Origin of the sequence: Streptomyces sp. SAT1 (assembly GCF_001654495.1) — a bacterium.
GTDB classification, from domain to species: Bacteria; Actinomycetota; Actinomycetes; order Streptomycetales; family Streptomycetaceae; genus Streptomyces; species Streptomyces andamanensis.
Map to the genome: position 1 here is coordinate 5,681,697 of NZ_CP015849.1, position 26,837 is coordinate 5,708,533.

A 26,837-nucleotide genomic window follows, 5' to 3' on the forward strand; every position below is an offset into this window, starting at 1 on the left:
GGCCCTAGCCCTCGGCGTCCTCGTGCCGCCGCTTCGACAGCAGGTCCTCCAGTTGCTCCTCGCGGGCCTGCGCGGCCACGAACAGCAGTTCGTCACCGACCTCCAGCGAGTCCTCCTGCGACGGGGTGAGCACCCGGGTGCCGCGGATGATGGTCACCAGGGAGGTGTCCTCGGGCCAGCGCACGTCACCGACCTGGATGCCGGCGAGCGCCGACTCCTCCGGCAGGGTCAGCTCGACCAGGTTCGCGTCACCGTGGCTGAAGCGCAGCAGCCGCACCAGGTCGCCGACGCTCACCGCCTCCTCGACCAGGGCCGACATCAGCCGCGGCGTGGACACGGCGACGTCCACCCCCCACGCCTCGTTGAACAGCCACTCGTTCTTCGGGTTGTTCACCCGGGCGACGACGCGCGGCACGCCGTACTCCGTCTTCGCCAGCAGCGAGACGACCAGGTTCACCTTGTCGTCGCCCGTCGCGGCGATCACCACGTTGCAGCGCTGGAGCGCCGCCTCGTCCAGGGACGTGATCTCGCAGGCGTCGGCGAGCAGCCACTCGGCCTGCGGGACGCGCTCGACCGAGATGGCGGTCGGCGCCTTGTCGATGAGAAGGACCTCGTGGCCGTTCTCCAGCAGCTCGCCCGCGATCGAGCGTCCGACCGCGCCGGCACCGGCAATGGCGACCCTCATCAGTGACCGCTCTCCTCTTCGGGGCCCTCGGCGAACGCCGCCTCGACCTTGTCCACGTCGTCCGTCCGCATCATCACGTGCACGAGGTCGCCCTCCTGGAGCACGGTCTGCGAGGAGGGCAGCATCGCCTCGCCGAGGCGGGTCAGGAACGCCACCCGGACGCCCGTCTCCTCCTGGAGCCGGCTGATCTTGTGACCGACCCACTGCGGAGAGGTGTGCACCTCGGCGAGCTGGACCCCGCCGGTGGGGTCGCGCCACAGCGGCTCCGCGCCCGAGGGCAGCAGCCGGCGCAGCATCTGGTCGGCGGTCCAGCGGACCGTGGCCACCGTCGGGATGCCGAGGCGCTGGTAGACCTCGGCGCGGCGCGGGTCGTAGATCCGGGCCGCGACGTTCTGCACGCCGAACATCTCGCGCGCCACCCGGGCCGAGATGATGTTCGAGTTGTCGCCGCTGGAGACCGCCGCGAAGGCACCGGCCTCCTCGATGCCCGCCTCGCGCAGGGTGTCCTGGTCGAAGCCGATCCCGGTGACCCGGCGACCGCCGAATCCCGGTCCCAGCCGGCGGAAGGCGGTGGGGTCCTGGTCGATCACGGCGACCGTGTGCCCCTGTTGCTCCAGGGTCTGGGCGAGAGCGGAACCCACTCTCCCGCAGCCCATGATGACGATGTGCACGACCGTCCTTCCGGTGTCAACAGCTACTGCTCAGCCCCATCAGGGTCTCAGACAGAGGGACAAGCTACACATGCGCGGTACGGGGTGTGCACCCCCCTGCCGCATGCCGGACGGACAGCGGCCCCCGGAGCCCTATTCCACCCCGGAGGGAGGACGCTTAGTGATGCTGCGCACGCTGCACGCGGTCAGGAATCCGAGGCCGAGCAGCGCGAGGGCCGCGCCGATCAGCTCCGCGAACGGGGGCATGGGACCTCCGGAGGGTCGGCGACGGTCGAAGAAGGGCGAAAGAAGGCCGAATTCAGTCATCTAGGCACGGCCCCGTCCCCACCTGCGGAATCCGCAGCCTCCGCCGTCCCCGTTTTCACTCGTGAGGCAGATCTCGGGTGGCAGGTGGGCGAGCCCCTGTTCGACGGCCTACGATCCTCTGTTGTGTCCAAACTGACCGACGTGCCCAAACGCATTCTGATCGGGCGCGCACTGCGCAGCGACCGGCTGGGGGAGACCCTCCTGCCCAAGCGCATCGCACTCCCCGTCTTCGCCTCCGACCCGCTGTCGTCCGTGGCGTACGCTCCCGGCGAGGTGCTGCTGGTCCTGTCCATCGCGGGCGTGTCGGCGTACCACTTCAGCCCCTGGATCGCTCTCGCGGTCGTCGTGCTGATGTTCACCGTGGTCGCCTCCTACCGGCAGAACGTCCACGCCTACCCCAGCGGGGGCGGCGACTACGAGGTGGCGACGACCAACCTCGGCGCCAAGGCGGGCCTGACGGTCGCCAGCGCCCTGCTGGTCGACTACGTCATGACCGTCGCCGTCTCGATCTCCTCCGGCATCGAGAACCTCGGCTCCGCCGTCCCCTTCGTCGTCGAGCACAAGGTGCTCTGCGCGGTGGTCGTGATCGTGCTGCTGACCGTGATGAACCTGCGCGGCGTACGGGAGTCGGGCACGCTGTTCGCCATCCCGACGTACGTCTTCGTGGCCGGCGTCTTCATCATGATCATCTGGGGTGCGTTCCGCGGGCTGGCCCTCGGGGACACCATGCGGGCACCGACGGCCGACTACCACATCAAGGCCGAGCACCAGGGGCTCGCGGGCTTCGCCCTCGTCTTCCTGCTGCTGCGCGCCTTCTCCTCCGGCTGCGCCGCCCTCACCGGCGTCGAGGCCATCTCCAACGGCGTCCCGGCCTTCCGCAAGCCCAAGTCCAAGAACGCGGCGACCACGCTCGCGATGATGGGCCTGCTGGCCGTGACCATGTTCTGCGGCATCATCGTGCTGGCCATGACGACCAAGGTCCACATGGCCGAGAACCCGGCCGCCGACCTGCTGCACAACGGCAACCCGCTCGGCTCCGGCTACGTCCAGAACCCGGTGATCTCCCAGGTCGCCGAGGCCGTGTTCGGCAAGGGCAGCTTCCTGTTCGTCGTCCTGGCGGCGGCGACGGCCCTGGTCCTCTTCCTCGCGGCCAACACGGCGTACAACGGCTTCCCGCTCCTCGGCTCCATCCTCGCCCAGGACCGCTACCTGCCCCGCCAGCTGCACACCCGCGGCGACCGCCTCGCCTTCTCCAACGGCATCGTCCTGCTCGCGGGCGCGGCGACGCTCCTGGTCGTCGTCTACGGCGCCGACTCGACGCGGCTGATCCAGCTCTACATCGTCGGTGTGTTCGTCTCCTTCACGCTCAGCCAGATCGGCATGGTCCGGCACTGGAACCGCCATCTGGCCGCCGAGCGCGACCAGGCCAAGCGGCGCCACATGATCCGCTCGCGCGCCATCAACGCCTTCGGCGCCTTCCTCACCGGTCTGGTGCTGGTCGTCGTCCTGCTGACCAAGTTCACCCACGGCGCCTGGGTCGCGCTGCTCGGCATGTGCATCTTCTTCGCGACGATGACGGCCATCCGCAAGCACTACGACCGCGTCTCCGAGGAGATCGCCGCCCCCGAGGGCCCCAGCGACGACCTCGTGCGCCCCTCCCGCATCCACTCGGTCGTCCTGATCTCCAAGATCCACCGCCCCACCCTGCGCGCCCTGGCCTACGCCAAGCTGATGCGCTCGGACACCCTGGAGGCGCTCACCGTCAACGTCGACCCGGCCGAGACGAAGGCGCTGCGCGCGGAGTGGGAGCGGCGCGGCATCGACGTCCCGCTCAAGGTCCTCGACTCGCCCTACCGCGAGGTCACCCGGCCGGTCATCGAGTACGTCAAGAACCTGCGCAAGGAGTCACCGCGCGACGCGGTCTCGGTGATCATCCCCGAGTACGTCGTCGGCCACTGGTACGAGCACCTGCTGCACAACCAGAGCGCGCTGCGCCTGAAGGGCCGGCTGCTCTTCACACCCGGTGTGATGGTCACCTCGGTGCCCTACCAGCTCGCCTCCTCCGAGGCGGCGAAGGTGCGCGCCCGCAGGCGCCAGGACTGGAGCGCGCCCGGCGCGGTGCGGCGCGGTCCGGCGCAGGTGCGCAAGGAGTCGTCGAAGGAGCCGAAGGAGCCGAAGGAGTCCCCGGCGTCCAAGGGCTGAGGGTCCCGGGGCCCGGGGGCTGGGCGCCCGGGGGCTGAGCGCCCGAGGGCTGGGCGCCCGGGGACGTGAGGGCCCCGGCCTCGTGGTGAACGGCCGGTCGACTCCCACGTAGACTGGTGGGCTGTTGTCCGGCCGTTCCCCGCTTTCCGATCTGGAGACACCCCACCATGCAGGCAGAACCGAAGAACAAGCAGGTGGGGCGGGAGAGGGAGCGGGAGCGCCCCGCGCAGCCGGAGGCGTCGGCCGAGCCGCGGTCCCTGGCCGGCGAGGAGTACGAGGTCGAGGTCGGCCCGGTCGCCCACGGCGGCCACTGCATCGCCCGCACCGCCGAGGGCCAGGTCCTCTTCGTCCGGCACACCCTGCCCGGCGAGCGCGTGGTGGCCCGGGTGACCGAGGGGGAGACGGGCGCCCGCTTCCTGCGCGCCGACGCGGTACGCGTCCTGGAGGCGTCCAAGGACCGTATCGAGGCGCCCTGCCCCTACGCCGGCCCCGGCCGCTGCGGCGGCTGCGACTGGCAGCACGCCAAGCCGGGCGCCCAGCGCCGCTTCAAGGGCGAGGTGATCGCCGAGCAGCTGAAGCGGCTCGCCGGGCTCACCCCCGAGGAGGCCGGCTGGGACGGCACGGTGATGCCGGCCGAGGGCGACAAGCTGCCCGCGGGCGAGGTGCCGCAGTGGCGCACCCGCGTCCAGTACGCCGTCGACGCCGAGGGCCGGGCCGGCCTGCGCAGGCACCGCTCGCACGAGGTCGAGCGCATCGACCACTGCATGATCGCCGCGCAGGGCGTGTCCGAGCTGGGCGTCGAGCAGCGGGACTGGACGGGCATGGAGACGGTCGAGGCGATCGCGGCCACCGGCTCCCAGGACCGCCAGGTCGTCCTCACCCCGCGCCCCGGCGGCCGCCTCCCGCTGGTCGAACTCGACAAGCCGGTCTCCGTCCTGCGCGTCGACGAGAAGACCGGCGGCGTCCACCGCGTCCACGGCCGCCCCTTCGTCCGCGAACGCGCCGACGGCCGTACCCACCGGGTGGGTGGCGGCGGCTTCTGGCAGGTCCACCCCAAGGCGGCCGACACCCTCGTCACCGCCGTCATGCAGGGCCTGCTGCCCCGCAAGGGCGACATGGCCCTCGACCTGTACTGCGGCGTCGGCCTCTTCGCCGGCGCCCTCGCCGACCGCATCGGTGAGAAGGGGGCCGTCCTCGGCATCGAGTCCGGCAAGCGCGCCGTCGAGGACGCCCGCCACAACCTCGCCGACTTCCCCCGCGTCCGCATCGAACAGGGCAAGGTCGACTCCGTCCTGCCCCGCACCGGCATCACCGAGGTCGACCTCATCGTCCTCGACCCACCCCGCGCCGGCGCCGGCCGCGCCACGGTCACCCACCTCACCACCCTCGCGGCCCGCCGCATCGCCTACGTAGCCTGCGACCCGGCAGCCCTGGCCCGGGACCTGGGGTACTTCCGGGAGGGCGGGTACCGGGTGCGGATGCTTCGGGCGTTCGATCTGTTTCCCATGACGCATCATGTGGAGTGCGTGGCGATCCTCGAACCGGCCGCGAAGGGCTCTTGACCTGCGGTTTTATGCGTGTGCGTTACGTGCAGTGCGGGCGTTATGGGCGATATCTTGACGCCGAAATGACGCTCATTTGACGCTCGTTCTGGTGGGGCGTCAAGAGTTCTGTTGAACAGGTCACGGCCTGTTCAGGATGGTGTATATCAGTGGGGCCGCTGACGGGGGCGACGCTCTGCGCGGGGCAGTGGGTCCTCGATGGTCGATGTCCCGGAAGAAACCAGCCAGCGGTGGGATCTCCAGTGATGGCCGATCACGGGTGGCCACTGAACTGCACGAATGGTCTTTCCGCTGTTTTCCGCTCGTGTCCGTTGATGCAGCCGGAAGTCCCAGAGAGGTCCCAAGGCGCTCCCACGGTCCGCAGCCACTCTTTCGGCTCTGTGCCGCTTGGGAGGCGCCGTGTGAGCTGGTGCGTGGGGACCACCACGTGATTCGAGCCGGCCAGGACCGCGCCCAGGAAACACCCCGCGTGCGCGGGGACCACACACCCAGGCCCTGCTCTGCCTCGCCCGCCGCAGTCACCTGACCTGCGGGTCTGCGAGGAGGACGATTCGATCGGCCTCGACGTCGAAGCCGATCACCGGATGGCCATCGTCGCCCTCCGGGTCCATCAGCACGGGCTTACCCAGCCGTCGGCCGATCTCCCGGAGGAAGTCGCAGAACACATCCAGCCGCTCCTGGCCCTGTAACTCCCGCAGGTCGACGTCGAAGTCGACTTCATCGGCAGCATGGAAGCGGAAGATCGCCAATACATCCGCAGTCGGCCAGACCCGCAAGTCCGGGCGCTCGGCATCCCCCGGGCGCGACAGCACGGCCTTCGCCCGGGGCACTGGAAACACCGTCTCTCCCTCGGAGTACTGGCACTTCCAGCCCTTCTCTGCGACAAGATCAAGGACCGTCTGCCAGTCCTCCACCGAGGCATCCGGGACACGCACGTCCGGCAGCGACCCCATCAAGTCCGGGTCGAAGAAGCACTTCACGTCATCCCACAGCAGATCAGCCACCCCGCCATGCTGCCCCGGCTCACCGACTCGACGCACCCCCGTTTCCCTTGACCGAAGTCATAGGGGCACCCCCGCGGAGCAACTGGCTGACGACGTCCTGCGGGTGGCGCGGGAGGAGTCGGAGACGTGCGTCTGCGCGGCTTCGGTGTCCGCTTCATTCAGGAGCTCCTGACGGTGGGACCGTCGCCGCTGCTGTCCACGACAGCACCTGCGGCTGCCTGATCCGGATGCCGACACAGCTGCAGTAGCGCGACATAGTGAGAATCAGTGCCAGATCCGCCCGGCCACAGCGGGGTCAGAGGCGGGCGAGGTCGGATCCGCGCACGCTGGCGCAGTTGCCTACCGGCAGGTTGATTCCGATGGTGTGCTCGTTGTCGGTCGTGTCCGTGCAGACCGGGATCCGCAGACTGAGGGGGAGGTGCGGCAGCGCACGGTGCCAGCGTGCGGGGAGGTGCCACCAGATGGAAGAAGCGGCGTGCCGAGCATCCCGGCGACTTCGTGCCGGTCCGCATCCCTCGGACCGACCGTCGGCAGCGCTGCTGCCGGATTTGGAGGAACGAGGCGGGGGTGTCTATGGCCATGCCGGGTTGAGTGTCCGCCTCGCACATCACCGGCAAGTTCGCGAACGCCGCCACGCCTCTTCTTGCAGAAGGCTGCGGTCAGACTTTACTGACACGCCAGGCGATTGCTCCTGTTGCGTTGGACTTCCCGGAGACTTCGAGCAGTAGGTCAGGAGAACCTGGGAATCGAACCATCTCCATGGACTGATCGCATGGAACGGTCTTGGGCTTCGTTCCCTCCGCAGGATGGAATGAGACCTCCACGTCGCCGCTCCCGACGCACACGACCGCCACGCGGTACTCAAGCCCTTTGCTCAGTCCGAGCTGCGTATGCAGTCCATCGTGCACGCGCTCCGCCCCCGAAGCGACGAATTTCCCCTTCTCATCAGCAGCGGTGGTGTCCAGGGCACTCTGCGCCTGAGCAATGAGCCGTTGCTCTGCTGCTTGCTGTGATGGCGCCGTGCTACTGGCGGAGGGCGAAGGTGTGGTGTGAGTGGTCCGGCTGGATGCGTGTTCGTCATGGGACGATGAGCAGCCCACGAGGAGCAAACCCGACACCAGAGCAACCCCGACCGTAAGTTGACCGCGTCCCGTCAGCAGGCTGCCGATGGCGGTCACGATGAGGTTTCCCAGTACTTCCATCCCATGGATCGCGTACCTTGCCCCGGTCCCCGGTCCCCGGTCCCCGGTCCCCGGTCCCCGGTCCCCGGTCCCCGGTCCCCGGTCCCCGGTCCCCGGTCCCCGGTCCCCGGTCCCCGGTCCCCGGTCCCCGGTGCGTGGCCGGGGCACGGCCTTCGCGCCGCGGCCTGGCCCACCCGCGCTGCCGCTCCCGGTGCCGGCCGCGTCGGTACATTGACGTTTCGGTCCATGGCGGGAGGCAGGCAGATGAGTACCGAGGAGTTCGGCCCGAGGACGGTGGGCGGGAAGCTGATGTACAACCGGGCCGTGCGGGTCGACGAGCCGCGCAGCTGGCTGTTCGTGTCCGGGCACGAGGCGCGGGACGACGACGGCGCCATCACGCACCGGGGTGACATGGTTGCGGTGCGCTGAGACCGGCGGCCTCCGTCCGCGGAGGGCCGCGGAAGCACGAGCCGAGTCCCCGCGGCGGAGGTGCCCTGCACCGTGCGGGCGTCGCACCGCGGTGTCCCGCGAGGCGGTTCAGGCCGTAGGAGACGTCGCCGACCGGGGGCAGCGGACGTGCCGCAGTAGTCTCGGTGACAGGGTGACGCCCGATCCTCAGCCGGTGAGAGCGGTCAGCGGTGCCGACATCGGGCCTGGACTTCCGTCGCGGGCGAAGGCGGCCCAGGTGGTACGCACCCGGCGGCCGATCGCGTCCACCTCCGCCCAGTCGGCGTCGCCCAGCATCGGCGCGCTCCGCCAGGCCCCGGCCGAGCCGAGGAGCAGGGGGAGTTCGACGCAGTGGGTGGCACCGAAGGGTGAGTTGGGCGGGCGCCAGTCCAGGCGGTAGCCGTACGCGCGGGCACCGGCCCGCTCCAGTTCGCCGCGCAGCGCTGTGAGCGGCCTCTCGAACACGCGCCGGGTGCGCTCGGCGACGCTCCCGGAGTCGTCCGGGCCTTCGGGGAAGGCGGACATGTCGTCGGCATTCCATCCGTACAGGACGTCCACGGCGCCGTTGCGGGAGTCGAGCGGCCCGGCCTCGGCGGGCAGCGGTCCGATGCCGCTGACCGGTCCGAAGGCGGGAGCCAGGGAGTTCCCCGTACGGCGCTGCTGCTCGGCGGCGGTCAGGGCCTGTGCGGCCAGCAGCCGCTCGGGGGCGGCGGTCCGTGGGTCGGTGCCGACGCGGGCGGCGAAGAAGCGGCCGAGATCCCGTGCCTCGTCCACCGGCCGGGTGGCGATGGCCAGTGGGGCGCTCTGCAGGATCGCCCGGCGGAACAGGCCGCTCGCCTCGGGCACGTCCATCAGCAGCCGGATGGACAGCGCGCCGGCCGACTGGCCGAAGAGAGTGATGTTCCCGGGGTCACCGCCGAAGCGGGCTATGTGCTCACGCACCCAGCGCAGCGCCTCCAGTTGGTCCCACAGCCCGAGGTTCCCCTCGCTGACGCCGTCGAGGAGGAGGTAACCGAGGGCGCCCAGCCGGTAGCCGGCGCTGACGACGACCACGTCCTGCTCCGCTGCGAGGGCGCCGCCGTCGTACCAGTCGCGGATGCCGGCGCCGCTGCTGAAGCCGCCGCCGTGGAACCAGACGAGCACCGGCAGGCCCGGCGAGCCGGGTGCCGGGCCGCCCCGCGGAGCGGTGACCGCCAGCTGGAGGCAGTCCTCGCTCTGCGGCCGCCGGTCGAGGGGCGGGCCCATCACCGCGTCCAGACGGGACGGAGGCTGTGGGCAGACGGTGCCGACCGGCCCGGCGGGGGCCCCGGAAACCGGGGGGCGGGGCCGGGCGAAGCGCTCGGCGGTGGCGTACCGCAGGGGGCCGCTGCGGAAGACGGGGCGGTCGGTCATGCCTTACCTGCCAGTTCGGAGGGCGACGGTGACGGCTCGGCCGGCGCTACCGGGGCGACGCGGAAGAGCGCCACCGCGCCGGCCAGGCTCAGGGCGCAGACACCCACCAGATACCACGTCACGCCCGTCGAGGAGCCGACCGAGTCGAGGAGTGCGCTGGAGATCACGGGCGCCAGGCCACCACCGAGCACGGCACCGGCCTGGAGGATGAGCGACGTGCCGGAGTACCGCACCCGCACCGGGAAGGTGTCGGCGATGATGGCGCCCTGCACACAGTGGGTGGGCGCGATGATCAGGCCCATCCCGGCGAGCGCCAGCAGCGCCATGGCGGTGTCACCGGTGTCCAGCAGCGGGAAGAACACCGCGCACCAGACAAGGACGGCCACGGAGCCGCCGATGAAGAGTGTGCGCCGGCCGCTGCGGTCGGCGATCCGGGTCCACACGGGGATGGACACGCCCCACAGCACGGCCGCCCCGCTGACCCCGAGGATCAGGAACCGCTGGTCGTAACCGAGGTGGTCGGTGCCGTAGGACAGGGTGAAGACCATGAAGACGTAGGCGACCGCCGAGTTCGCGACCACGGCCAGCAGGGTGACGAGCAGGCGGACCCGACCGGTCCGCAGCGCGGCGGCCAGCGGGAAGCGGACGACCTCGTGCTGCTCCTTGGTCTGTTCGAAGGACGGCGACTCGGTGACCCTCAGCCGGACCACGAGACCGACCCCGACCAGGACGATGCTCAGCAGGAACGGAACACGCCACGCCCAGTCGGTGAACGTGCCGTCCCCGGCCAGGGACTGGGTGACCAGGAAGACCACGTTCGCCAGCACCAGGCCGGCCGGAGTGCCCATCTGAGGAAAGCCCGCGTAGAGATTGCGGCGTCCCTCGGGAGCGTGCTCCATCGACATCAGGGTCGCACCGGCGCCCTCGCCGCCGAGCCCGATTCCCTGGACCACGCGCAGCAGGACCAGCAGCACCGGGGCCCACAGGCCGATGGTGTCGTAGCTGGGCACGAGCCCGATGAGGGTGGAGCCCACCCCCATCAGGAGCAGGGACACCACCAGGGTCGAGCGGCGGCCGAGGCGGTCGCCGAAGTGGCCGAAGACCAGCCCGCCGAGTGGCCGGACCACGAAACCCACGGCGAGGGTGCCGAAGGCGGCGAGCGTCCCCGCGGCGGGGCTCAAGGACGGGAAGAACTGCTTGTCGAAGACGAGAGCGGCTGCCGTGCCGTAGAGGAAGAAGTCGTACCACTCCAGGGTGGTGCCCAGAAGGGTGGCCAGCGCTGTCCTGCTCGCGCCCCGACGCCTCGCGTCGTCGCTCATGGGATACCTCGTTCGCTGGGGGAGGGACGGGTGGACGCCCGTTGTCGAGGGATCCTGTGTCCTCCCCGCAGAGGTCACAAATGCCGTTTTGGCCTGCCAGTATTGCAATCCGGGTATAGCTGCCCGGGGGAGCCGTCCGGCGGGGCACCGCCCCGGCGGCGCACGGGTGTGCGCGTGGACGGAAGACGAGAGTTATACCCATCCTGTGATGGGGCGCGGCGAATTCTTCATTTGTCAGGCATGGCTCGCGAGTTCCAGTGTGGGGCCATGACGGCACAGACTCCGCGGTGGATCCGCAACTTCGTCGACGGGCGTTTCGTCGACCCCACCGACCGATGCTTCGACGCGATCGACCCGGCCACCGGCCAGGTGCACGGCCGGGTCCACGAGGCCGACGCCCCCCTTGTGGACCGGGCGGTCTCGGCGGCCCGCAGGGCGCTGACCCCCTGGTCGGCGACACCCGTCCGGGAGCGCACCGACGTGCTGCGCCGGGCGGCGGACCTGATCGAGGCCCGGTTCGAGGAGTTCGTCGCCGCCGAGTCCGCCGACACCGGCAAGCCCCTCGCTCTCGCCCGCGACCTCGACGTGGCCCGAGCCGTGGCCAACTTCCGCACGTTCGCCGACGTGGTCGCCGCCGCCGGCCAGGAGTCCTTCCTGACCGACCTGCCCGGTGGCCGCCAGGCCCTCAACTACGCGGTGCGCAAGCCGCTCGGCGTGGTCGCCGTCATCGTCCCCTGGAACCTGCCGCTGCTGCTGCTCACCTGGAAGATCGCCCCGGCGCTGGCCTGCGGCAACACCGTCGTCGTCAAGCCGAGCGAGGAGACCCCGGGCACCGCCACCCTGCTGGCCGAGGTGCTCGCCGAGGCGGGACTGCCAGCCGGTGCCTACAACGTCGTGCACGGTTTCGGCGGGGGCTCGGCCGGTGAGTACGTCACCTCGCACCCGGGGATCGACGGCGTCACCTTCACCGGTTCGTCGGCTACCGGAGCGCACGTCATGAAGACGGTCGCGCCGCGGGTGCGTCCCGTCTCTTTCGAACTGGGCGGCAAGAACGCCGCGCTCGTCTTCGCCGACGCGGACCTCGACGAGACCCTGGACGGGCTGACCCGGTCGGTGTTCGCCAACACCGGCCAGGTGTGCCTGTGCACCGAGCGGGTCTACGTCCAGAGGGAGGTCTTCGCCGACATCGCCGACGGGCTCGTGGAGCGGGCCCGCTCCCTGCGCCTGGGCGACCCGCGGGACGGCGCGACCACCACGGGCCCGCTCATCTCCCAGGGCCACCGCGAGAAGGTGCGCGGCTACATGCGGCTCGCCCAGGAGGCGGGCGCCGAGGTGCTCACCGGTGGGGGCACTCCCGACCTCGGCGCGGAACTCGACGGCGGCTCCTGGATCGAGCCGACCCTGTGGACCGGCCTGACCAACGCCGACCGGCCGGTGCGCGAGGAGGTCTTCGGCCCGGTCGCCGCGCTGATCCCCTTCGACACGGAGGAGGAGGCCGTCGCCCTGGCCAACGACACGGAGTACGGCCTCGCCGCCTCGGTGTGGACCCGGGACCTCAGGCGCGGCCACCGGGTGGCGCAGGCGATGAACGTGGGGATGGCCTGGGTCAACACCTGGTTCCTGCGGGACCTGCGCTCGCCCTTCGGCGGCGTCGGCCTCTCCGGCCTCGGCCGCGAGGGAGGCGCCTCGTCGCTGCACTTCTACACCGAACCGACCAACGTGTGCGTGCAGTTGTGACGGACACCGTGACCCCACCCCGAAGCCGAAGGAGACGATCGATGATCACCCAGGAGACGGTCGGAGCCCTGGCCGCCGTCCTCGACGACGCCCAGACGTCGGTGTCCGACACACCGAGCCTCGCCGACACCCACACCCTGACCGTCGACGACGCCTACGCGGTCCAGGCCGCGCTCCTCGCCCGGCGCACCGCCCGCGGCGAACGCCCCACCGGCGTCAAGCTGGGCTTCACCAGCGAGGCGAAGATGGCCCAGATGGGCGTCTCGGAGATCATCGTCGGCAGGCTGACCGACGCCATGCGCGTGGTCGACGGCGCAGAGGTGGAGCTGGCCCGGTTCATCCACCCGAAGGTGGAGCCGGAGGTCGCCTTCCGGCTCGGCCGGGACGTCGACCCGCACGACCCCGACGCCGACCTCGCTGACTGCGTGGACGCCGTGGCCCCCGCCCTGGAGATCATCGACTCCCGCTACCGGGACTTCCGCTTCACCTACGAGGACGTGGTCGCGGACAACACCTCCGCGGCAGGCTACGCGGTCGGCCCCTGGCTCCCCGTGCGGGACGTCTCCGACCTCGCCGTGCACCTCACCCACGGCGAGAACCGGGCCGAGGGCACCACCGCGGCCATCCTCGGGGCGCCGGTCAACGCGCTGCGCGCGCTGCTCGACATGGCCCGCCGCCGCGACATCCCGCTGCGCGCCGGCGACACCGTGCTCGCGGGCGCGGCGACCGCGGCGGTCGCACTGACCCCCGGCGTCACGACCTGCGAGGTCGCCGGACTCGGCCGCGTCAGCGTGAGGAGCGTGTGATGGACACGGCACGTGTCATCCCCGGGAGGGCGAAGCCGCGCGGGCGCTTCCCGCACTTCCGCCGCGCCGGTGACCTCGTCTTCGTCTCCGGCACCAGCTCCCGCCGCCCCGACAACTCCTTCGTGGGCGTCGCGACCGACGAGATGGGCACGACCGACCTCGACATCCGGGCGCAGACCCGCGCGGTCCTCGACAACATCGGCGACATCCTCGCCGACGCCGGCGGTTCGCTCGCCGAAGTCGTCCAGGTAACCGCGTACCTGGTCAGCATGAACGACTTCGGCGGCTACAACGAGGTCTACGGCCAGTACTTCGACGAGACGGGGCCGGCCAGGACCACTGTGGCCGTACACCAACTGCCCCACCCGCACCTGCTCATCGAGATCCAGGCCGTGGCCCACCTGCCGGTGGCCCGTACGGCCGGCGACACCGCGGAGGAGACACCATGACCGACATCCCCGAGGTCATCGACTTCCAGGGCTGGATCGACGACCACGCACATCTGCTGAAGCCCCCGGTGAACAACCGGACCATGTCGCTCGGCAACGACTTCATCGTGCAGATCGTCGGCGGCCCCAACCAGCGCACCGACTTCCACCTCGACCCGTACGAGGAGTGGTTCTACCAGGTCAAGGGGGACATGCACGTCAACCTCATGACCGAGGACGGCCCCCGGACCGTACACATCAGGCAGGGTGAGGCGTGGCTGCTGCCCGGCAACGTGCCGCACTCCCCGCAGCGCCCCGACCCGGACTCCATCGGCCTGGTCATCGAGCGGGTCCGCGAGGAGGGCACGCTGGAGAAGTTCCTCTGGTTCTGCCCGTCCTGCTCCGCGCGCGTGTACGAGGTGGAGCTCCAGGTCACCGACATTGTGGCCGACCTGCCGCCGGTCTTCGAGCGGTTCTACGGCGACGAGAAGGCCCGCACCTGCTCCGCCTGCGGGACCCTCCACCCCGGAAAGGGCTGACCGATGGCAGAGCTGATCGACGTCCACACCCACTACGTGCCGAGGGGCTGGCCCGACCTGAGGGGCCTCGGCGGGCCCGACGCCCCCTGGCTGAGGGTCGAGACGCAGAAGGAGGCCGTCATCATGACGGGGTCCGCCGAGTTCCGGCGGATCCGGTCCGACTGCTGGGACGCGGAGGTCCGGTTGCGCGACATGGACGCGGACGGTGTGCGTGCCCAGGTGGTCTCCCCGACACCGGCCTTCTTCCACTACGGCCGCAGCGGCGCCGAGGCTGCGAGGATCGCCCGGATCTTCAACGACCTGGCCCTGGAGATCACCGCCCCCGCGGCCGACCGGCTGATCCCGTTCTGCCAGGTACCGCTCCAGGACCCGGACGCCGCCTGCCGCGAACTGGAACGGGCGGTCGCCGCCGGCCACCGGGGCGTCGAGATCGGCAACCACGTCGGCGACCAGGACCTGGACAGCGAAGGCGTCGTGACCTTCCTCCAGCACTGCGCTGCCCTCGACGTACCGGTCTTCGTCCACCCGTGGGACATGGACAGCTCGCCCCGCCTGGACCGGTGGATGGCACGGTGGCTGACGGCCATGCCGGCCGAGACACACCTGTCGATCCTGGCGCTGGTCCTCGGCGGTGTCTTCGACCGGATCGACGAGCGTCTGAGGATCTGCTTCGCCCATGGTGGCGGTTCGTTCGCCTTCTGGCTGGGCCGCATGGAGAACGCCTGGCACGCCCGCAACGACGTCGTCGGCACCTCCGAGTACCCGCCCTCGCACTACGTGGGCCGCTTCTCCGTGGACTCGGTGGTCTTCGACGACCGTGCGCTGCGGCTGCTCGTGGACACCCTGGGGGAGGACAGCGTCATGGTGGGCAGCGACTACCCCTACCCGCTGGGGGAGCGGCCGGTGGGCGAGGTCGTGCGCAAGAGCGGCTTCCTCACCGAGCAGGCCCGGCACAAGATCACCCGTGGCAACGCGGAACGCTATCTGGGCTTCTGATCTCTGCCGCGTCCCCGGCTCCCGGCTCCCGGCTCCCGGCTCCGGGCCCCCGGTCCCCGGCCTCCGGTTCCCGGCTCCCGGTCCCCGGTCCGCTCCACGCGGGTGCGGGGACCGGTGCGCTCAGCCGGTGTCGACGACGCTGCGGAGGGCACCGCCGTCTCCCCGGCCGCCGTCGTCGTCGCTCGGGCTCTCCCGCATCGCGTCGGCGGTCTCCTCCAAGCTCTGGATCAGCGCGCGGGCCGACGGGCTGAGGGTGCGCTCCGCGGGCAGGGTCAGACCGACCCGGTGGCCGACCTGCTCCAGCGGCACGGGCAGCCGCGCCAGACGGCCGTCGTCCCACACGATCGAGCCGGGCAGTACGGCCACCACGTCGGTTTCCAGCAGGAGTTGGCGCACGGTCAGGAAGGACGTCGCCTCGACCCGGTTGCGCGGCAGTTCGAGTCCGCGGCGGGTGAAGAGCTCCTCCACCTCGCGGCGGAGCGCGGTCTGCGGTCCGGGAAGGATCCACGGGAAGCCGAGCGTGTCGTGGAGCCCGGCGCCCGGCTGTCCGGTCAGCGGGTGCCCGGCCCGCACCACCAGCCCGACGAACTCGTCGTACAGCGGGCGCCGGACCAGGCCCTCGCCCGACGGAGCGGTCAGCCGGCCCACGACCAGGTCGATCCGCCCGGCCTCCAGACCCAGCAGCAACTCCTCGGGAGACGCCTCGTGCACCACCACCGTGAGGAAGGGATGGTCCCGCTTCAGTGCGGCCACCGCACGCGGCAGCAGGATGTTCGAGCCGGCCAGGTGGGTGCCGACGACGACGGTGCCCCGGTCGGCCGCCGCCAGCTCGACGACGTGCCGGCCCGCCTGTGTGAGCTGCGCGAGGACGGCCCGAGCGTGCCGGGTGAACGCCTCGCCGAAGACCGTGGCGCTGACTCCTCGGGGACCGCGCTCGAAGAGCCGCACACCGAGGATCTCCTCCACCTCGTGCAGGCTCCGGGTCGCGGCGGGCTGGGTCACGTGAAGCTCGGCCGCCGCGCCCACCACCGAACCCTGCCGGGAGAGCGCGTCCACGAGAAGCAGGTGACGCAGCTTGAGGCGGCCGTCGAACAGGCGGGGTGTCTCCACAGCCCGACACTAACCGAACCGGAGTCCTCCCTCCGTCCGCCCACCGCGCAGCGTTCGCGACAGCCCCAGGGACGCCGTGCGCACCGCCGGGGCGAGTCGGGCGGCGCTGAACCGCTCCCGCGGCACCGCTACCGACAGCGCGGCCACGGCCGCCCCGTCAGCGAAGACGGGCGCGGCGATGCAGCTCACCCCCTCGGCGGCTTCCTCCTCTTCGTAGGCGAGGCCGGCCACCTGGGTCTTCTCCAGGGCCGCGCGCAGCCGTGCGGGGTCGGTGAGGGAGTGGGCGGTGAGGCTGGGCAGCGGCCCGGCCAGGACCTCGTCGGTCAGTTCGGTGCCGGAGAAGGCCAGCAGCGCCTTGCCCACGGCGGTGCAGCTCAGCGGCAGACTGCCACCGATGCGGGACGGCAGCCGCAGCGCGTCGTGGCCGTGGATGCGTTCGAGGTAGACGACCTCCCGGCCCTCCCGGACGCCGAGGTGGACGGTCTCCCGGGTCGCCTCGAACAGGTCCTGGAGGAACGGCAGGGCCGCCTCCCGGAGATCGCGTCTGCGCGGCACCCGGGAACCGAGTTCGAAGAGCTTGGCCCCCAGCCGGTAACGCGCCCCCGAGCGTTCCAGCCAGCCGAGCCGCACCAGGTCCGCGGCCAGCCGGTGCACCGTCGGCTTCGGCAGACCGGTCCTCCGCGTGAGTTCCGACAGACGGTACGACTCGACGGTGGGGTCGAGACAGTCGAGGATCTGTGCGGCTTTGTCGAGCATGTTGCCGGAGTCATTGTTCCGTGTCACGGAACGAACTTTGCCTGCCCTGTGCTCCGCTGTCTATACCGGACTCGTCACCGAGGCCCGCCCGGGGCCCAGCGGGACGACCGGTCATCTTCATCCTGGAGGCTTCACATGACTTCCCCGCCCGAGCGAGTCCGGCCGGACGGTGCCGACCCGCGCGTGGTCCGCGCCGCCGACACGCTCGCCGAGGCCGCCCGTACCGGACTGCCCTGCGCCCCGGTGCGCGCGCTGTTCGCCGAGGGCGACGTCGACGCCGCCTACGAGGTCCAGCGGCTCAACGTGCGACGCGCCCTCGCCGCGGGCCGTCGGCTCACCGGCCGGAAGATCGGCCTGACCTCCCCGGCCGTGCAGCGGCAACTCGGGGTCGACCAGCCGGACTTCGGGGCGCTCTTCGCGGACATGCAGATCCGTGACGGGGGCCGGGTGCCGACCGGACTGCTGTTGCAGCCGAAGGTGGAGGCCGAGGTCGCCTTCGTCCTCGGCGCGGACCTGCCGGCGTCGGACTGCACCGGCGCCGGAGTGCTGCGGGCCATCGAGTACGTGCTGCCCGCCCTGGAGATCGTCGACAGCAGGGTGGCGGGCTGGGACATCTCCATCGTCGACACCGTCGCCGACAACGCCTCCAGTGGCCTGTACGTCCTCGGCCGCACCCCCGTCCCCCTCGGCCGCCTCGACCTGCCCGCGCTGGCGATGACCATGACGCGCGACGGTGAGGAGGTGTCCCGCGGGACCGGTGCCGACTGCCTCGGCAGCCCGCTCGAAGCGGCCGTCTGGCTGGCCTCGGCCCTCGCCGCAGTGAACGACCCGCTCCGGGCCGGAGACGTCGTGCTGACCGGCGCGCTGGGGCCGATGGCCCCGGCGGCACCGGGAGACCGGTTCCGGACGGACATCGGCGGACTGGGCTCCGTACGGGTCGAGTTCGCCCCCGAAGACACCGCACGTGCCGCAGTGACAGAAGGAGAGAGCCGATGAGCAGCGAGAGCAGCGCCGCCGGGACACGCACCAAGGTGGCCGTCATCGGATCGGGAAACATCGGCACCGACCTCATGATCAAGGTCCTGCGGCTCTCCGGCACCCTGGAAGTGGCCGCCGTCGCCGGTATCGACCCGGCCTCCGACGGCCTGGCCCGTGCCCGCCGCCTGAAGGTGGCCACCACGCACGAGGGCGTCGAGGGCCTGGTGGCCATGGACGAGTTCGCCGGCGTGGAGATCGTCTTCGACGCCACCTCGGCGGGTGCGCACCGCCACCACGCGGACGTCCTCGGCCCGCTCGGCCGCACCCTCGTCGACCTCACCCCCGCCGCCCTCGGCCCCTACGTGGTCCCCCCGGTCAACGGCGACGCCCACCTCGACGCCCCCGACGTCAACATGGTGACCTGTGGGGGCCAGGCCACCATCCCGATGGTCGCCGCCGTCGCCGCGGTGACCCCCGTGCACTACGGCGAGATCGTCGCCTCCATCGCCTCGCGCTCCGCGGGCCCCGGAACCCGCGCGAACATCGACGAGTTCACCGCGACCACCGCGTCCGCCATCGAACAGGTCGGCGGCGCGGCACGGGGCAAGGCGATCATCGTCCTCAACCCCGCGGAACCCCCGCTGATCATGCGTGACACCGTGCACTGCCTGGTGTCCGACTGCGACACCGAGCGGATCACCGCCTCCGTGGAGGAGATGGTGGGCCGGGTCCAGGCGTACGTGCCCGGCTACCGGCTCAAGCAGAAGGTGCAGTTCGAGCGGGTGAGCACGGACGACCCGCTGCGCGGGCTGCTGCCCGCCGGCACCACCGGGGACGCCCTGCGCGTCTCCGTCTTCCTGGAGGTCGAGGGCGCCGCCCACTACCTGCCCGCCTACGCGGGCAACCTCGACATCATGACCTCGGCAGCACTGCGCACCGCCGAGCGCATGGCCGCACACCGCTCCACCGAAGGGGCCGCACGATGACCACACCGAACACCGACGACGCGCGCACGCCTGGAGCGTCCGGGGACACCGCGCCACCCGCCCTGTACGTCCAGGACGTCACCCTGCGCGACGGCATGCACGCCGTACGCCACCGCTACACCGTGGAACAGGCCCGCACCATCGCGGGTGCCCTGGACGCGGCCGGCGTCACGGCCGTCGAGATCGCCCACGGCGACGGACTGGCCGGCTCCAGCATCAACTACGGCATCGGCGCCCACACCGACTGGGAGTGGATCGAGGCGGTCACGGACGCCTCCCGCCGGGCCGTGCCGACCACCCTCCTGCTCCCCGGCATCGGCACGCTGCACGACCTGCGTCAGGCACACGCCCTCGGTATCCGCTCGGTGCGGGTGGCCACCCACTGCACCGAGGCCGACATCTCGGCCCAGCACATCGCCGCCGCGCGGGACATGGGCATGGACGTCGCCGGGTTCCTGATGATGTCCCACATGGTCGAGCCCGCCGAACTGGCCCGCCAGGCCAAGCTGATGGAGTCCTACGGCGCCCGGTGCGTCTACGTCACAGACTCCGGAGGCCGACTGACCATGGACGGCGTGCGCGACCGCCTGCGCGCCTACCGCGATGTCCTGGACCCGGCCACCGGCCTCGGCGTCCACGCCCACCACAACCTCGGCCTCGGGGTCGCCAACTCCGTCGTCGCCGTCGAGAACGGTGTCACCCGCGTCGACGCCTCCCTCGCCGGCCAGGGCGCCGGTGCCGGAAACTGCCCGCTGGAGGCGTTCGTCGCGGTCGCCGACCTCATGGGGTGGAAGCACGGCTGCGACCTGTTCGCGCTCATGGACGCCGCCGACGACCTGGTCCGCCCGCTCCAGGACCGCGAGGTGCGCGTCGACCGGGAGACCCTCACCCTCGGGTACGCCGGTGTCTACTCCAGCTTCCTCAGGCACGCCGAGGCGGCTGCCGCCCGCCATGGCCTGGACACCCGCACCATCCTGGTGGAGGTGGGCCGCCGGGGCATGGTGGGCGGCCAGGAGGACATGATCACCGACATCGCCCTCGACCTGGCCACCCGCGCCATCGGGACGACCTGACCGACCGGGTACGGCCGGCGGACACCGGGGGCAGGTCCGTGGCTCGGGTGATCACACGGACGCGTGGCCGCGAGTGAGGGGCGCACGCGTTCGACCCCCATCTGCCGCATGGCCCCGGCAGTCTTGACGCTCGTACGACGCTCCGATGCCTCGCGCCCACGAGTCCGGAGCGTCGAAGCGCCCCTGACCTGCGCCCTCTTCGATGAGTCTCGGCGTGAGTGTTTCCTATGACCCACCACGTGGAGTGCGTCGCCGTGACGAGCGTCGACGGGGCGCCGAGGGCAGACGACGCTGAGCGCAGACCTGCTGAGTCGTGCTGTTCAGATGTTCGGGGCTGCTGGCAGCCGCCTCAGGGCAGCAGCGTCTCCGCCGGACCGGCGGCAGGAGTTGCCCGGGGCCATCCCCGCGCGAGCGGGGACCCGCCGCCCACCGTCCGACGACCTCACCGGTGTCAGACGTGGACGGGAACCAACGTACCCGCGGAGCACAGTGACCGCAGCCTGTCCGGAGGCGAGAATCCGTAAGCCGGTCCCGGCAGTGGGCGGCGGGCTAGTGTGGCGGGTCCGGGGGTGACGAGGGGAGACGCATCGCATGAGCGGGCGGGGGGCGGCGGACCCTGTGCTGCCATCGGTGTTGCGTGCCCCGCTCGGGGCGGTCGCCGCTCTCGGGGCGCTGGTCGTCGTCGTGCTCGGGGTGGCGTACGCCGGGCAGAGCGGGCCCACCGCGGTGGACGCGCGGATCACGGCGGGAGTCGAGGGGCCCGGGGCGTTCTGGCGTCATGTCGCCCTCGCCGCCGACTCCTTGGGGGAGCCCGCGGGGGCCGTGGCGCTGGTGCCGGCCGCCGTCGCCGGATGTGTACTGCTGCGGTCCGGGCGGGCGGCCGTGCTCGCCGTCGCCGGGCCGGGGGCGGCCGTGGTCGTGGCCACGGGGCTCAAGTCCGTGGTGGGGCGGACCATTCACGGGGACGACAACCTGTCGTACCCGAGCGGGCACACCGCCTTCGCCACCGCCGTCGCCCTCGTGGTGGCGCTGGCCGTGGCCGGCCGGCTCGGGCTCGGCCGGGCGGCCGGTGCGGCGATCGTGCTCGGCGCCGCGCCGGCCGCCGGGGGCGTCATGGGGTGGGCCGAGGTCGTCCTGGGCGCGCACTATCCGACCGATGCCCTCGGCGGCTGGTGCACCGCGCTGGCGGTGGTGCCGGTCGCCGCGTGGGCGGTCGACCGGGCGGCCGGCGCCGGACGGTGGCGTCGGCCGCGCTGATCCGGCGTCACCTCATGCCCGGCGCCGGAACACCGGTTTCACCGGGCGTCCGCCGAGCCACGGGGCCGGGTCGCCGTTGTCCAGGGCCTTCCGGTAGACCGCGCAGGCCCGGGAGACGGTGTCGACGGTGTGGGCGATGTCGGCGTCGGACAGCGCGCTGCTCACCACGAACGACGGGGCCAGTACCCCGCCCATGAGGAGCTGGCGCAGGAACAGGGTGCGGTAGCGCTGCGACGGCTGTCCGTTCTCGTCGAGGGTGGCGAAGACCAGGTTGCTGGCCCGGCCCCGGACGACGACGTGGTCGGCGACGCCCGCCGCGGCCGCCGCCGCGCGCACACCGGCGGCCAACTGCTCGCCCAGGGCGTGCAGTCGGGCGGTGATGCCCTCCTCGGTGTAGGTGGTGAGCACGGCCGTCGCGGCGGCCAGGGAGTGGGTCTCCGCGCCGTGTGTGGTGGACAGCAGGAACACCCGGTCGCCCGGGTGGCGCAGTCCGCCCCGTTCCATCAGGTCGCGGCGGCCGGCCAGCGCGGCGACGGCGAACCCGTTGCCCAGGGCCTTGCCGAACGTGGAGAGGTCGGGGACGACGCCGTACAGGCCCTGGGCGCCCGCCTCGGACCAGCGCAGACCGGTGATCATCTCGTCGAAGACCAGGACGCAGCCGTGCCGGTCGGCCAGGTCGCGCAGGCCGGCGAGGTAGCCCGGCGGGGGCTCGGTGTGGGTGGCGGGTTCGAGGATCAGGCAGGCGATCTCGTCCCGGTGGCGGGTGAGCAGTTCCTCGGTGGCGGTCAGGTCGCCGTAGGGGAAGGCCAGGGTGAGGTCGCCGGTGGGTGCCGGGACACCGGCGTTCATCGGTGTGGTGCCGATGAACCAGTCGTCGACGGAGAAGAAGGGGTGGTCGGCGCAGACGGCCACCTTCGGGCGGCCGGTGGCGGCGCGGGCCAGGCGCACCGCCGCTGTGGTGGCGTCGGAGCCGTTCTTCGCGAACTTCACCATCTCGGCGGTCGGCACCGTCGCCAGGAAGCGTTCCGCCGCCTCGACCTCCACGATGGAGGGACGGACGAAGTTGCTGCCGCGGTCGAGTTGGCGCCGCACCGCCTCGGTCACACGCGGGTGGGCGTGGCCGAGGCTGACCGACCGGAGGCCGGAGCCGTACTCGACGTACCGGTTGCCGTCCACGTCCCACACATGGGCGCCGTGGCCGTGGCTGATGACCGGGGCCAGGTTCTCGGGATACTGGTCGTCGCCCTTGGCGTAGGTGTGCGCGCCGCCCGGGATCAGGGCGTGCAGCCGTTCGTTCGCCGCGCGCGACCGGGGGAGGTCCAAGTCCCCCTGGAACGCGGTTCCTTCGGTGTTCTCGGTGTGCACTCCTGCCTCAGCTCTCCCTCTGTCGCAGGGCCTCGGCGAGGCCCGGTGCCTCCCGGTCGCGCCGGGACGCCGAGGTGACCGGGAGCGGCCACGGGATGGCCAGTTCCGGGTCGTCGAAGGCGATCGTCACGTCCTCGGCCGGATCGTGCGGGCGGTCGATACGGTACGAGACGTCGGCGGGATCGGTGAGTGCCTGGAAGCCGTGCGCGCACCCGGCCGGGACGTAGAGCGTCACCTGTGTCTCGCCGGACAGCTCGAAGGAGGCCCGGCCGAGGTAGGTCGGCGAGTGCGGGCGCAGGTCCACGACGACGTCGAAGACCTTGCCGTAGGAGCACCGCACCAGCTTGGCCTCGCCCGCGCCGGAGCGCAGGTGCAGGCCGCGCAGCACGCCGCCCGCCGAGCGGGACAGGCTGTCCTGGACGAAGGCGTCCGGGTCCAGGCCCACCGAGCGCAGCACGTCGGCGTCGAAGGTGCGGCAGAAGAAGCCGCGTTCGTCGGCGTGGGACGTCGGTTCGAACAGGTACGCGCCGTCGATCTCGGGTACGTCGATCGCCTTCATGGAGCCTCCCGCAGGGCGTGGGTGTGGCCGGCCGCCGGGAACAGGGCCGCGGTCAGGGCGTCGAACTGGTCCTCCAGGCGCCGGGCGGCGTCCCGGTTGCGTCCGGCGAGGGTGCGGCGCAGTCGGGCCGACTCCTTCTCCAGCGACCGGAACTGCTCCAGCAGCCGGTCGGCGTCGACCTCGCGCGCCGGATGGCAGTACGCGGCGAGCCCCATCCCGGCCATCAGCGCGTCGCTCTTGGCCGCGTAGCAGAGCGCGAGGACGGGAGTGCCGGTCCGCAGCGCGCAGATGAGGTTGTGGTAGCGGATGGCCACCACGCTGTCGGCGGCCGCCGTCTCCCTCATCAGGTCGGCGAGTGAGGCCGCCTCGGCGGCGCCGACCAGCGGGGAGTCCACCGCGTCGAGGATCGCGGCGACCACCGGCGCGTCGCACCGGTCGCCGGTGAGCAGCCGGACCGGTCTGCCCTCCGCCACCAGCGCGCGGACGAAGCGGATCGTCCCGTCGAGGTAGCGGCGGTGGATCTCGTCGGCGCGGGCGCGGTCGTCGTCGCCGCCGTGGAAGTCCATGACGCCCACGCAGACCCGGCCCGGCTCCGCCGCGGGCCCGTCCGGCGGCACCGGCAGGGAGAACGCGAGGTCCGGGTGGACCTCGTCGCGCGAGGTGTCCACGCCCATCGCCCGGATCGCGTCGCGCGACTGGGCGTCGCGGTACGAGCGGTACGTGGCGAGCCGCGCCGACCAGCGCACCAGGGCGCGGGTGGCCCGGTTCCCGATCGGCGCCGCGCCGACGCCGACCAGCGCGACGCGGGTGCCGGACAGCCGGCCGCTCGCGCAGAGCAGGAACAGCGCGTACGGGAAGCCCCACGGGCGCAGCGGCAGCGTGGCCTCCAGGACGCCCATGCCCGGCACGATCACCACGTCGTGGCGGCGCACCCAGGCGGCGGTGCGGAAGGCGTCGACGAGTTTGCCGAGGCCCTTGGCGGCGACCGCGCCCGCGCGCGACGCGGTCCGGTACTCGCCCCGGTACCAGTGCAGCCGCGTCGCCGGGATCCCGAACCGGGCCGTGACGGCTTCCGGGCCGTCGCACAGCGCGTCCACGGCAGCGTCTGGGTGCCGGGCGGCGAGGTGGCCGAGGACGGCTTCGAGCGAGCCGTCGTTGCCGAGGTTGCCGGAGCCGAGCAGGCCGAACACCCCCACGCGTACGGGGCGTTGGGCGGGAGACGTCATGCCCGCCTCCCCTCGCGCCCGGCGACCAGGGCGTCGACCGACACGTCGAGCCGCTCCGGGTCGACGGGGGCCCGGTCCTCGACGCGCTCGCCGGCGCCCGGCCGGGCCCGGCTGCTCGCCCACGCGGCCAGATGGCGGTAGCAGGCCCGCCGGTCGGCCGCGGACAGCGGCGCCCGCCGGACCGCGGCGACGAAGCCCCAGACGTACTCGGCGAGCAGCCGGGGCACCGGGTGCAGCGGGCCCGCCCGGCGCGGGTCCAGATTGACGCACCGGGCGCGCTTGCCCGGGTTGGCCCGTTCGGCGCGGTGCGGGTGGTCGCGGCGGAAGTACAGCAGCTCCGGCACCTGGTGGAAGCGCCCGTGCAGGGTGATCTCGGCGACGAACGTGCGGTCGGCGTGGTGGTAGCTGTCCAGCGGCTTCACCCGGCGCAGCACGTCGGCCCGCATCACCCCGTAGAAGTCGTCGCCGCCCGGCTCGAACAGCAGGCTGCGGAAGCGCTCCGGCGGGTGCGGCGAGTCGGTGGCGAGCCCGTACTCGTAGGGGACCTTGAGCCGTCCGTCGCCGTCGACGACGGCCTGGCCGGTGTGCGCGAGGATCACGTCGGGCCGCTCGTCCAGCGCCTGGACGCAGCGCAGCAGCAGGTCCCGGCCGTACAGGTCGTCGTGCGAGGCCCACTTGAACAGTTCGCCGCGCGCCTCGGCGAACACCCGGTTGTGGTTGGGGGTGGCGCCGATGTTGCGGGGGAGCCGGAGGTAGCGGATGCGCGGGTCCCGCGCGGCGTACTTCCGGCAGATGTCCTCGGTCGCGTCGGTCGAGGCGTTGTCGGAGACGATCAGCTCGAAGTCCTCGTAGGTCTGGCCGAGCAGCGCGTCGAAGGACTCGGCCAGGTACTCCTCGCCGTTGTACACGGGCAGGCCGATGCTCAGCCGGGGACGGGCGGTCATGGGTTCCTCACTTCGGGTACGGGGTTCTGGAGCCGCTCGCGCAGGGCCGAGCGCAGCTGCCGCCACCACAGGGCCGAGCCGCCGACGGTCGCGGCGGCGACGCCCCAGGCCGAGCCGACGGTGCCGGCGAGGGCCGCGCCGCCGAGACCGCCGCCGACGTAGCAGGCGGAGGCGAGCAACTGGCAGCGCAGGCTGCGCCGGGCCGCGCCGAGCGCGCGCAGCCCGGCCGCGGCGCCGGTGCCCAGGCCCGCGCCCGCGACGCTGAGGGTGACCGGCACGATGAGCACGGCGGAGGAGTGCCAGACGTCGCCGAGCACCAGTTCGCCGAGCCGGTCCGGCATCAGCAGCAGCGCCCCGCCCCACAGCAGCGCGGCGGCGGCCTGGCCGCCGCCCAGGCCGAGGCAGAACGAGCCGAGGCGGTGCGGGGCCCGGCGCAGCACCCGGGCCGCCTCCGGGACGGTGACCAGCGACAGGCCCATCAGCACGGCGAGGAACGGTCCGAGCAGCAGTTCGGCGCCGCGCACCGCGCCCACCGCGCTCACCCCGGCGATCGCGCCGAGCCCGTACGCCCGCAGCTGGCCGGCGCCGCTGAGGCTGACGTTCTCGACCAGATACCGGTAGCCGAGGTCGCGCTGTTCGCGCAGCCAGCCGCGCGCCCGGCCCGGCCGGGGCCGGATGCCGGACTGGAGGCAGCCGTAGCCGGCGGCCACCGTGGCGGCCGCGCCCCAGGCGAGTACGAAGGCGGGCACGCTGCCCACGCGGGCCGCCACGACCATGGCCGGGACGAGCACGACACCGGACACGACGTCGTTGACGAACGCCTTGCGGCCGGCGCCCGCCGCGAAGAACGCGAACCGCCAGGAGTCCTGGAGCAGCAGCCCCGGCAGCATCACGCCGAGGCAGGCGAACGCGGGTCCCACCCGGCCGCCGAGGCCGAGCCCGGCCACCAGGCACGCGGCGCCGATGGCGCCGCCGACGCCGAGCGCGGTGCCCGCCGACCGTTCCACGGCCGCGCGCCAGGATGCCTGCGGTACGCCGCTGAAGCGCACCACGAGCGGGTCGGTGGCCAGCCCGCGGGAGACGTTGAGGACCACGCCGTAGGTCACCCAGGCCAGGCTGAACACACCGAACGCGGTCACCCCCAGCGAGCGCGCCACGTACACGCCCACCACGAAGTTGGTGACGCTGGAGGCCGCCTGGTCGGCCAGTCCCCAGGACAGCCGGCCGAGGAGGGCGCGCTTGGCGGACCGCCCGCCGTCCGCGGCCCCGTCCGGCGGTGCCGCCGCCTGCTCCTCCCCGGTGGTCATC

The 26,837-nt window shown here is 72.2% G+C and carries 24 protein-coding genes and 1 pseudogene; 12 read left to right on the plus strand and 13 right to left on the minus strand.

The annotated features are described in order from the left end of the window. Nucleotides 1–4: 4 nt before the first annotated feature. The gene (locus A8713_RS24435) at nt 5–685 is read right to left on the minus strand and encodes a potassium channel family protein (RefSeq protein WP_064535712.1); all 681 of its coding nucleotides are present in this window, start codon (nt 683–685) and stop codon (nt 5–7) included. Further along, the gene (locus A8713_RS24440; RefSeq protein WP_018564576.1) at nt 685–1,356 is read right to left on the minus strand and encodes a potassium channel family protein; all 672 of its coding nucleotides are present in this window, start codon (nt 1,354–1,356) and stop codon (nt 685–687) included. Before A8713_RS24440 ends, A8713_RS24435 begins: the two co-directional genes overlap by 1 nt. A 429-nt stretch (nt 1,357–1,785) precedes the next feature. On the opposite strand from A8713_RS24440, the gene A8713_RS24445 reads away from it, so the two are divergent. Together A8713_RS24445 and A8713_RS24450 are read left to right on the plus strand one after the other, a co-directional pair. After that, nucleotides 1,786–3,864: an APC family permease gene (locus A8713_RS24445; protein WP_064535713.1), complete on the plus strand. Its 2,079-nt coding sequence runs from the start codon at nt 1,786–1,788 to the stop codon at nt 3,862–3,864. A gap of 167 nt (nt 3,865–4,031) precedes the next feature. After that, complete coding sequence (locus tag A8713_RS24450) at nt 4,032–5,426, plus strand: class I SAM-dependent RNA methyltransferase (protein ID WP_064535714.1); 1,395 nt, start codon at nt 4,032–4,034, stop codon at nt 5,424–5,426. A 518-nt stretch (nt 5,427–5,944) separates the two neighbouring features. Here A8713_RS24450 and A8713_RS24455 read toward each other — a convergent pair. After that, nucleotides 5,945–6,430, minus strand: a complete 486-nt coding sequence (locus A8713_RS24455; protein ID WP_064537688.1) for a hypothetical protein — start codon at nt 6,428–6,430, stop codon at nt 5,945–5,947. 659 nt (nt 6,431–7,089) lie between these two features. Then, nucleotides 7,090–7,632, minus strand: coding sequence for a hypothetical protein (locus A8713_RS33640; RefSeq protein ID WP_159393119.1), 543 nt, complete (start codon nt 7,630–7,632; stop codon nt 7,090–7,092). Between the two features lie 243 nt (nt 7,633–7,875). Here A8713_RS33640 and A8713_RS24460 point away from each other — a divergent pair. After that, nucleotides 7,876–8,025, plus strand: a pseudogene (locus A8713_RS24460) (enamine deaminase RidA); the annotation flags it as partial. Nucleotides 8,026–8,226: 201 nt separating this feature from the next. Here the strand turns inward: A8713_RS24460 and A8713_RS24465 are convergent. Further along, nucleotides 8,227–9,450, minus strand: a complete 1,224-nt coding sequence (locus A8713_RS24465) for a carboxylesterase family protein (RefSeq protein ID WP_064535715.1) — start codon at nt 9,448–9,450, stop codon at nt 8,227–8,229. Then, on the minus strand, nt 9,447–10,769 hold the full coding sequence (locus A8713_RS24470) for an MFS transporter (RefSeq protein WP_079159117.1): 1,323 nt from the start codon (nt 10,767–10,769) through the stop codon (nt 9,447–9,449). The genes A8713_RS24465 and A8713_RS24470 overlap by 4 nt, the downstream gene beginning before the upstream one ends. A 267-nt stretch (nt 10,770–11,036) precedes the next feature. On the opposite strand from A8713_RS24470, the gene A8713_RS24475 reads away from it, so the two are divergent. The 5 genes from A8713_RS24475 to A8713_RS24495 are packed head-to-tail and all read left to right on the plus strand — an operon-like array spanning nt 11,037 to nt 15,275. Then, the gene (locus A8713_RS24475) at nt 11,037–12,506 is read left to right on the plus strand and encodes a 2-hydroxymuconic semialdehyde dehydrogenase (RefSeq protein ID WP_064535716.1); all 1,470 of its coding nucleotides are present in this window, start codon (nt 11,037–11,039) and stop codon (nt 12,504–12,506) included. A 41-nt stretch (nt 12,507–12,547) separates the two neighbouring features. Next, nucleotides 12,548–13,312, plus strand: coding sequence for a 2-keto-4-pentenoate hydratase (locus A8713_RS24480; RefSeq protein WP_064535717.1), 765 nt, complete (start codon nt 12,548–12,550; stop codon nt 13,310–13,312). Then, nucleotides 13,312–13,761, plus strand: coding sequence for a RidA family protein (locus A8713_RS24485; RefSeq protein WP_064535718.1), 450 nt, complete (start codon nt 13,312–13,314; stop codon nt 13,759–13,761). The genes A8713_RS24480 and A8713_RS24485 overlap by 1 nt, the downstream gene beginning before the upstream one ends. Continuing rightward, complete coding sequence (locus tag A8713_RS24490) at nt 13,758–14,279, plus strand: 3-hydroxyanthranilate 3,4-dioxygenase (protein ID WP_064535719.1); 522 nt, start codon at nt 13,758–13,760, stop codon at nt 14,277–14,279. Before A8713_RS24485 ends, A8713_RS24490 begins: the two co-directional genes overlap by 4 nt. Nucleotides 14,280–14,282: 3 nt before the next feature. Continuing rightward, entirely contained in the window at nt 14,283–15,275 is a 993-nt protein-coding gene (locus A8713_RS24495; RefSeq protein ID WP_064535720.1) for an amidohydrolase family protein, read from the plus strand. 120 nt (nt 15,276–15,395) lie between these two features. On the opposite strand, the gene A8713_RS24500 is transcribed toward A8713_RS24495, so the two are convergent. Together A8713_RS24500 and A8713_RS24505 are read right to left on the minus strand one after the other, a co-directional pair. Continuing rightward, on the minus strand, nt 15,396–16,385 hold the full coding sequence (locus tag A8713_RS24500; protein ID WP_064535721.1) for a LysR substrate-binding domain-containing protein: 990 nt from the start codon (nt 16,383–16,385) through the stop codon (nt 15,396–15,398). Between the two features lie 9 nt (nt 16,386–16,394). Then, nucleotides 16,395–17,141, minus strand: a complete 747-nt coding sequence (locus A8713_RS24505) for an IclR family transcriptional regulator (RefSeq protein WP_064535722.1) — start codon at nt 17,139–17,141, stop codon at nt 16,395–16,397. A 135-nt stretch (nt 17,142–17,276) separates the two neighbouring features. On the opposite strand from A8713_RS24505, the gene A8713_RS24510 reads away from it, so the two are divergent. The 4 genes from A8713_RS24510 to A8713_RS24525 all read left to right on the plus strand — a co-directional run bounded on the left by A8713_RS24510 (nt 17,277) and on the right by A8713_RS24525 (nt 21,435). Then, nucleotides 17,277–18,137, plus strand: a complete 861-nt coding sequence (locus tag A8713_RS24510; protein ID WP_064535723.1) for a 2-keto-4-pentenoate hydratase — start codon at nt 17,277–17,279, stop codon at nt 18,135–18,137. Continuing rightward, complete coding sequence (locus A8713_RS24515; protein ID WP_064535724.1) at nt 18,134–19,105, plus strand: acetaldehyde dehydrogenase (acetylating); 972 nt, start codon at nt 18,134–18,136, stop codon at nt 19,103–19,105. The genes A8713_RS24510 and A8713_RS24515 overlap by 4 nt, the downstream gene beginning before the upstream one ends. Next, nucleotides 19,102–20,178, plus strand: coding sequence for a 4-hydroxy-2-oxovalerate aldolase (gene dmpG / locus A8713_RS24520; protein WP_079159118.1), 1,077 nt, complete (start codon nt 19,102–19,104; stop codon nt 20,176–20,178). The genes A8713_RS24515 and dmpG overlap by 4 nt, the downstream gene beginning before the upstream one ends. Nucleotides 20,179–20,769: 591 nt before the next feature. Continuing rightward, entirely contained in the window at nt 20,770–21,435 is a 666-nt protein-coding gene (locus A8713_RS24525) for a phosphatase PAP2 family protein (RefSeq protein ID WP_064535725.1), read from the plus strand. Between the two features lie 12 nt (nt 21,436–21,447). Here the strand turns inward: A8713_RS24525 and A8713_RS24530 are convergent, their stop codons facing one another. The 5 genes from A8713_RS24530 to A8713_RS24550 are packed head-to-tail and all read right to left on the minus strand — an operon-like array spanning nt 21,448 to nt 26,836. Then, nucleotides 21,448–22,800: a glutamate-1-semialdehyde 2,1-aminomutase gene (locus A8713_RS24530; protein WP_107440703.1), complete on the minus strand. Its 1,353-nt coding sequence runs from the start codon at nt 22,798–22,800 to the stop codon at nt 21,448–21,450. A 7-nt stretch (nt 22,801–22,807) separates the two neighbouring features. Next, nucleotides 22,808–23,359 (minus strand): dTDP-4-dehydrorhamnose 3,5-epimerase family protein, encoded by a 552-nt coding sequence (locus tag A8713_RS24535; RefSeq protein ID WP_064535726.1) that lies wholly within the window; start codon nt 23,357–23,359, stop codon nt 22,808–22,810. After that, complete coding sequence (locus A8713_RS24540; RefSeq protein ID WP_064535727.1) at nt 23,356–24,585, minus strand: polysaccharide pyruvyl transferase family protein; 1,230 nt, start codon at nt 24,583–24,585, stop codon at nt 23,356–23,358. Before A8713_RS24540 ends, A8713_RS24535 begins: the two co-directional genes overlap by 4 nt. Further along, nucleotides 24,582–25,529: a glycosyltransferase family 2 protein gene (locus A8713_RS24545; protein ID WP_064535728.1), complete on the minus strand. Its 948-nt coding sequence runs from the start codon at nt 25,527–25,529 to the stop codon at nt 24,582–24,584. The genes A8713_RS24540 and A8713_RS24545 overlap by 4 nt, the downstream gene beginning before the upstream one ends. Beyond that, a complete protein-coding gene (locus A8713_RS24550) occupies nt 25,526–26,836 on the minus strand; it encodes a hypothetical protein (protein WP_064537692.1) in 1,311 nt (436 codons plus the stop codon). Before A8713_RS24550 ends, A8713_RS24545 begins: the two co-directional genes overlap by 4 nt. Nucleotide 26,837 lies beyond the last annotated feature (1 nt).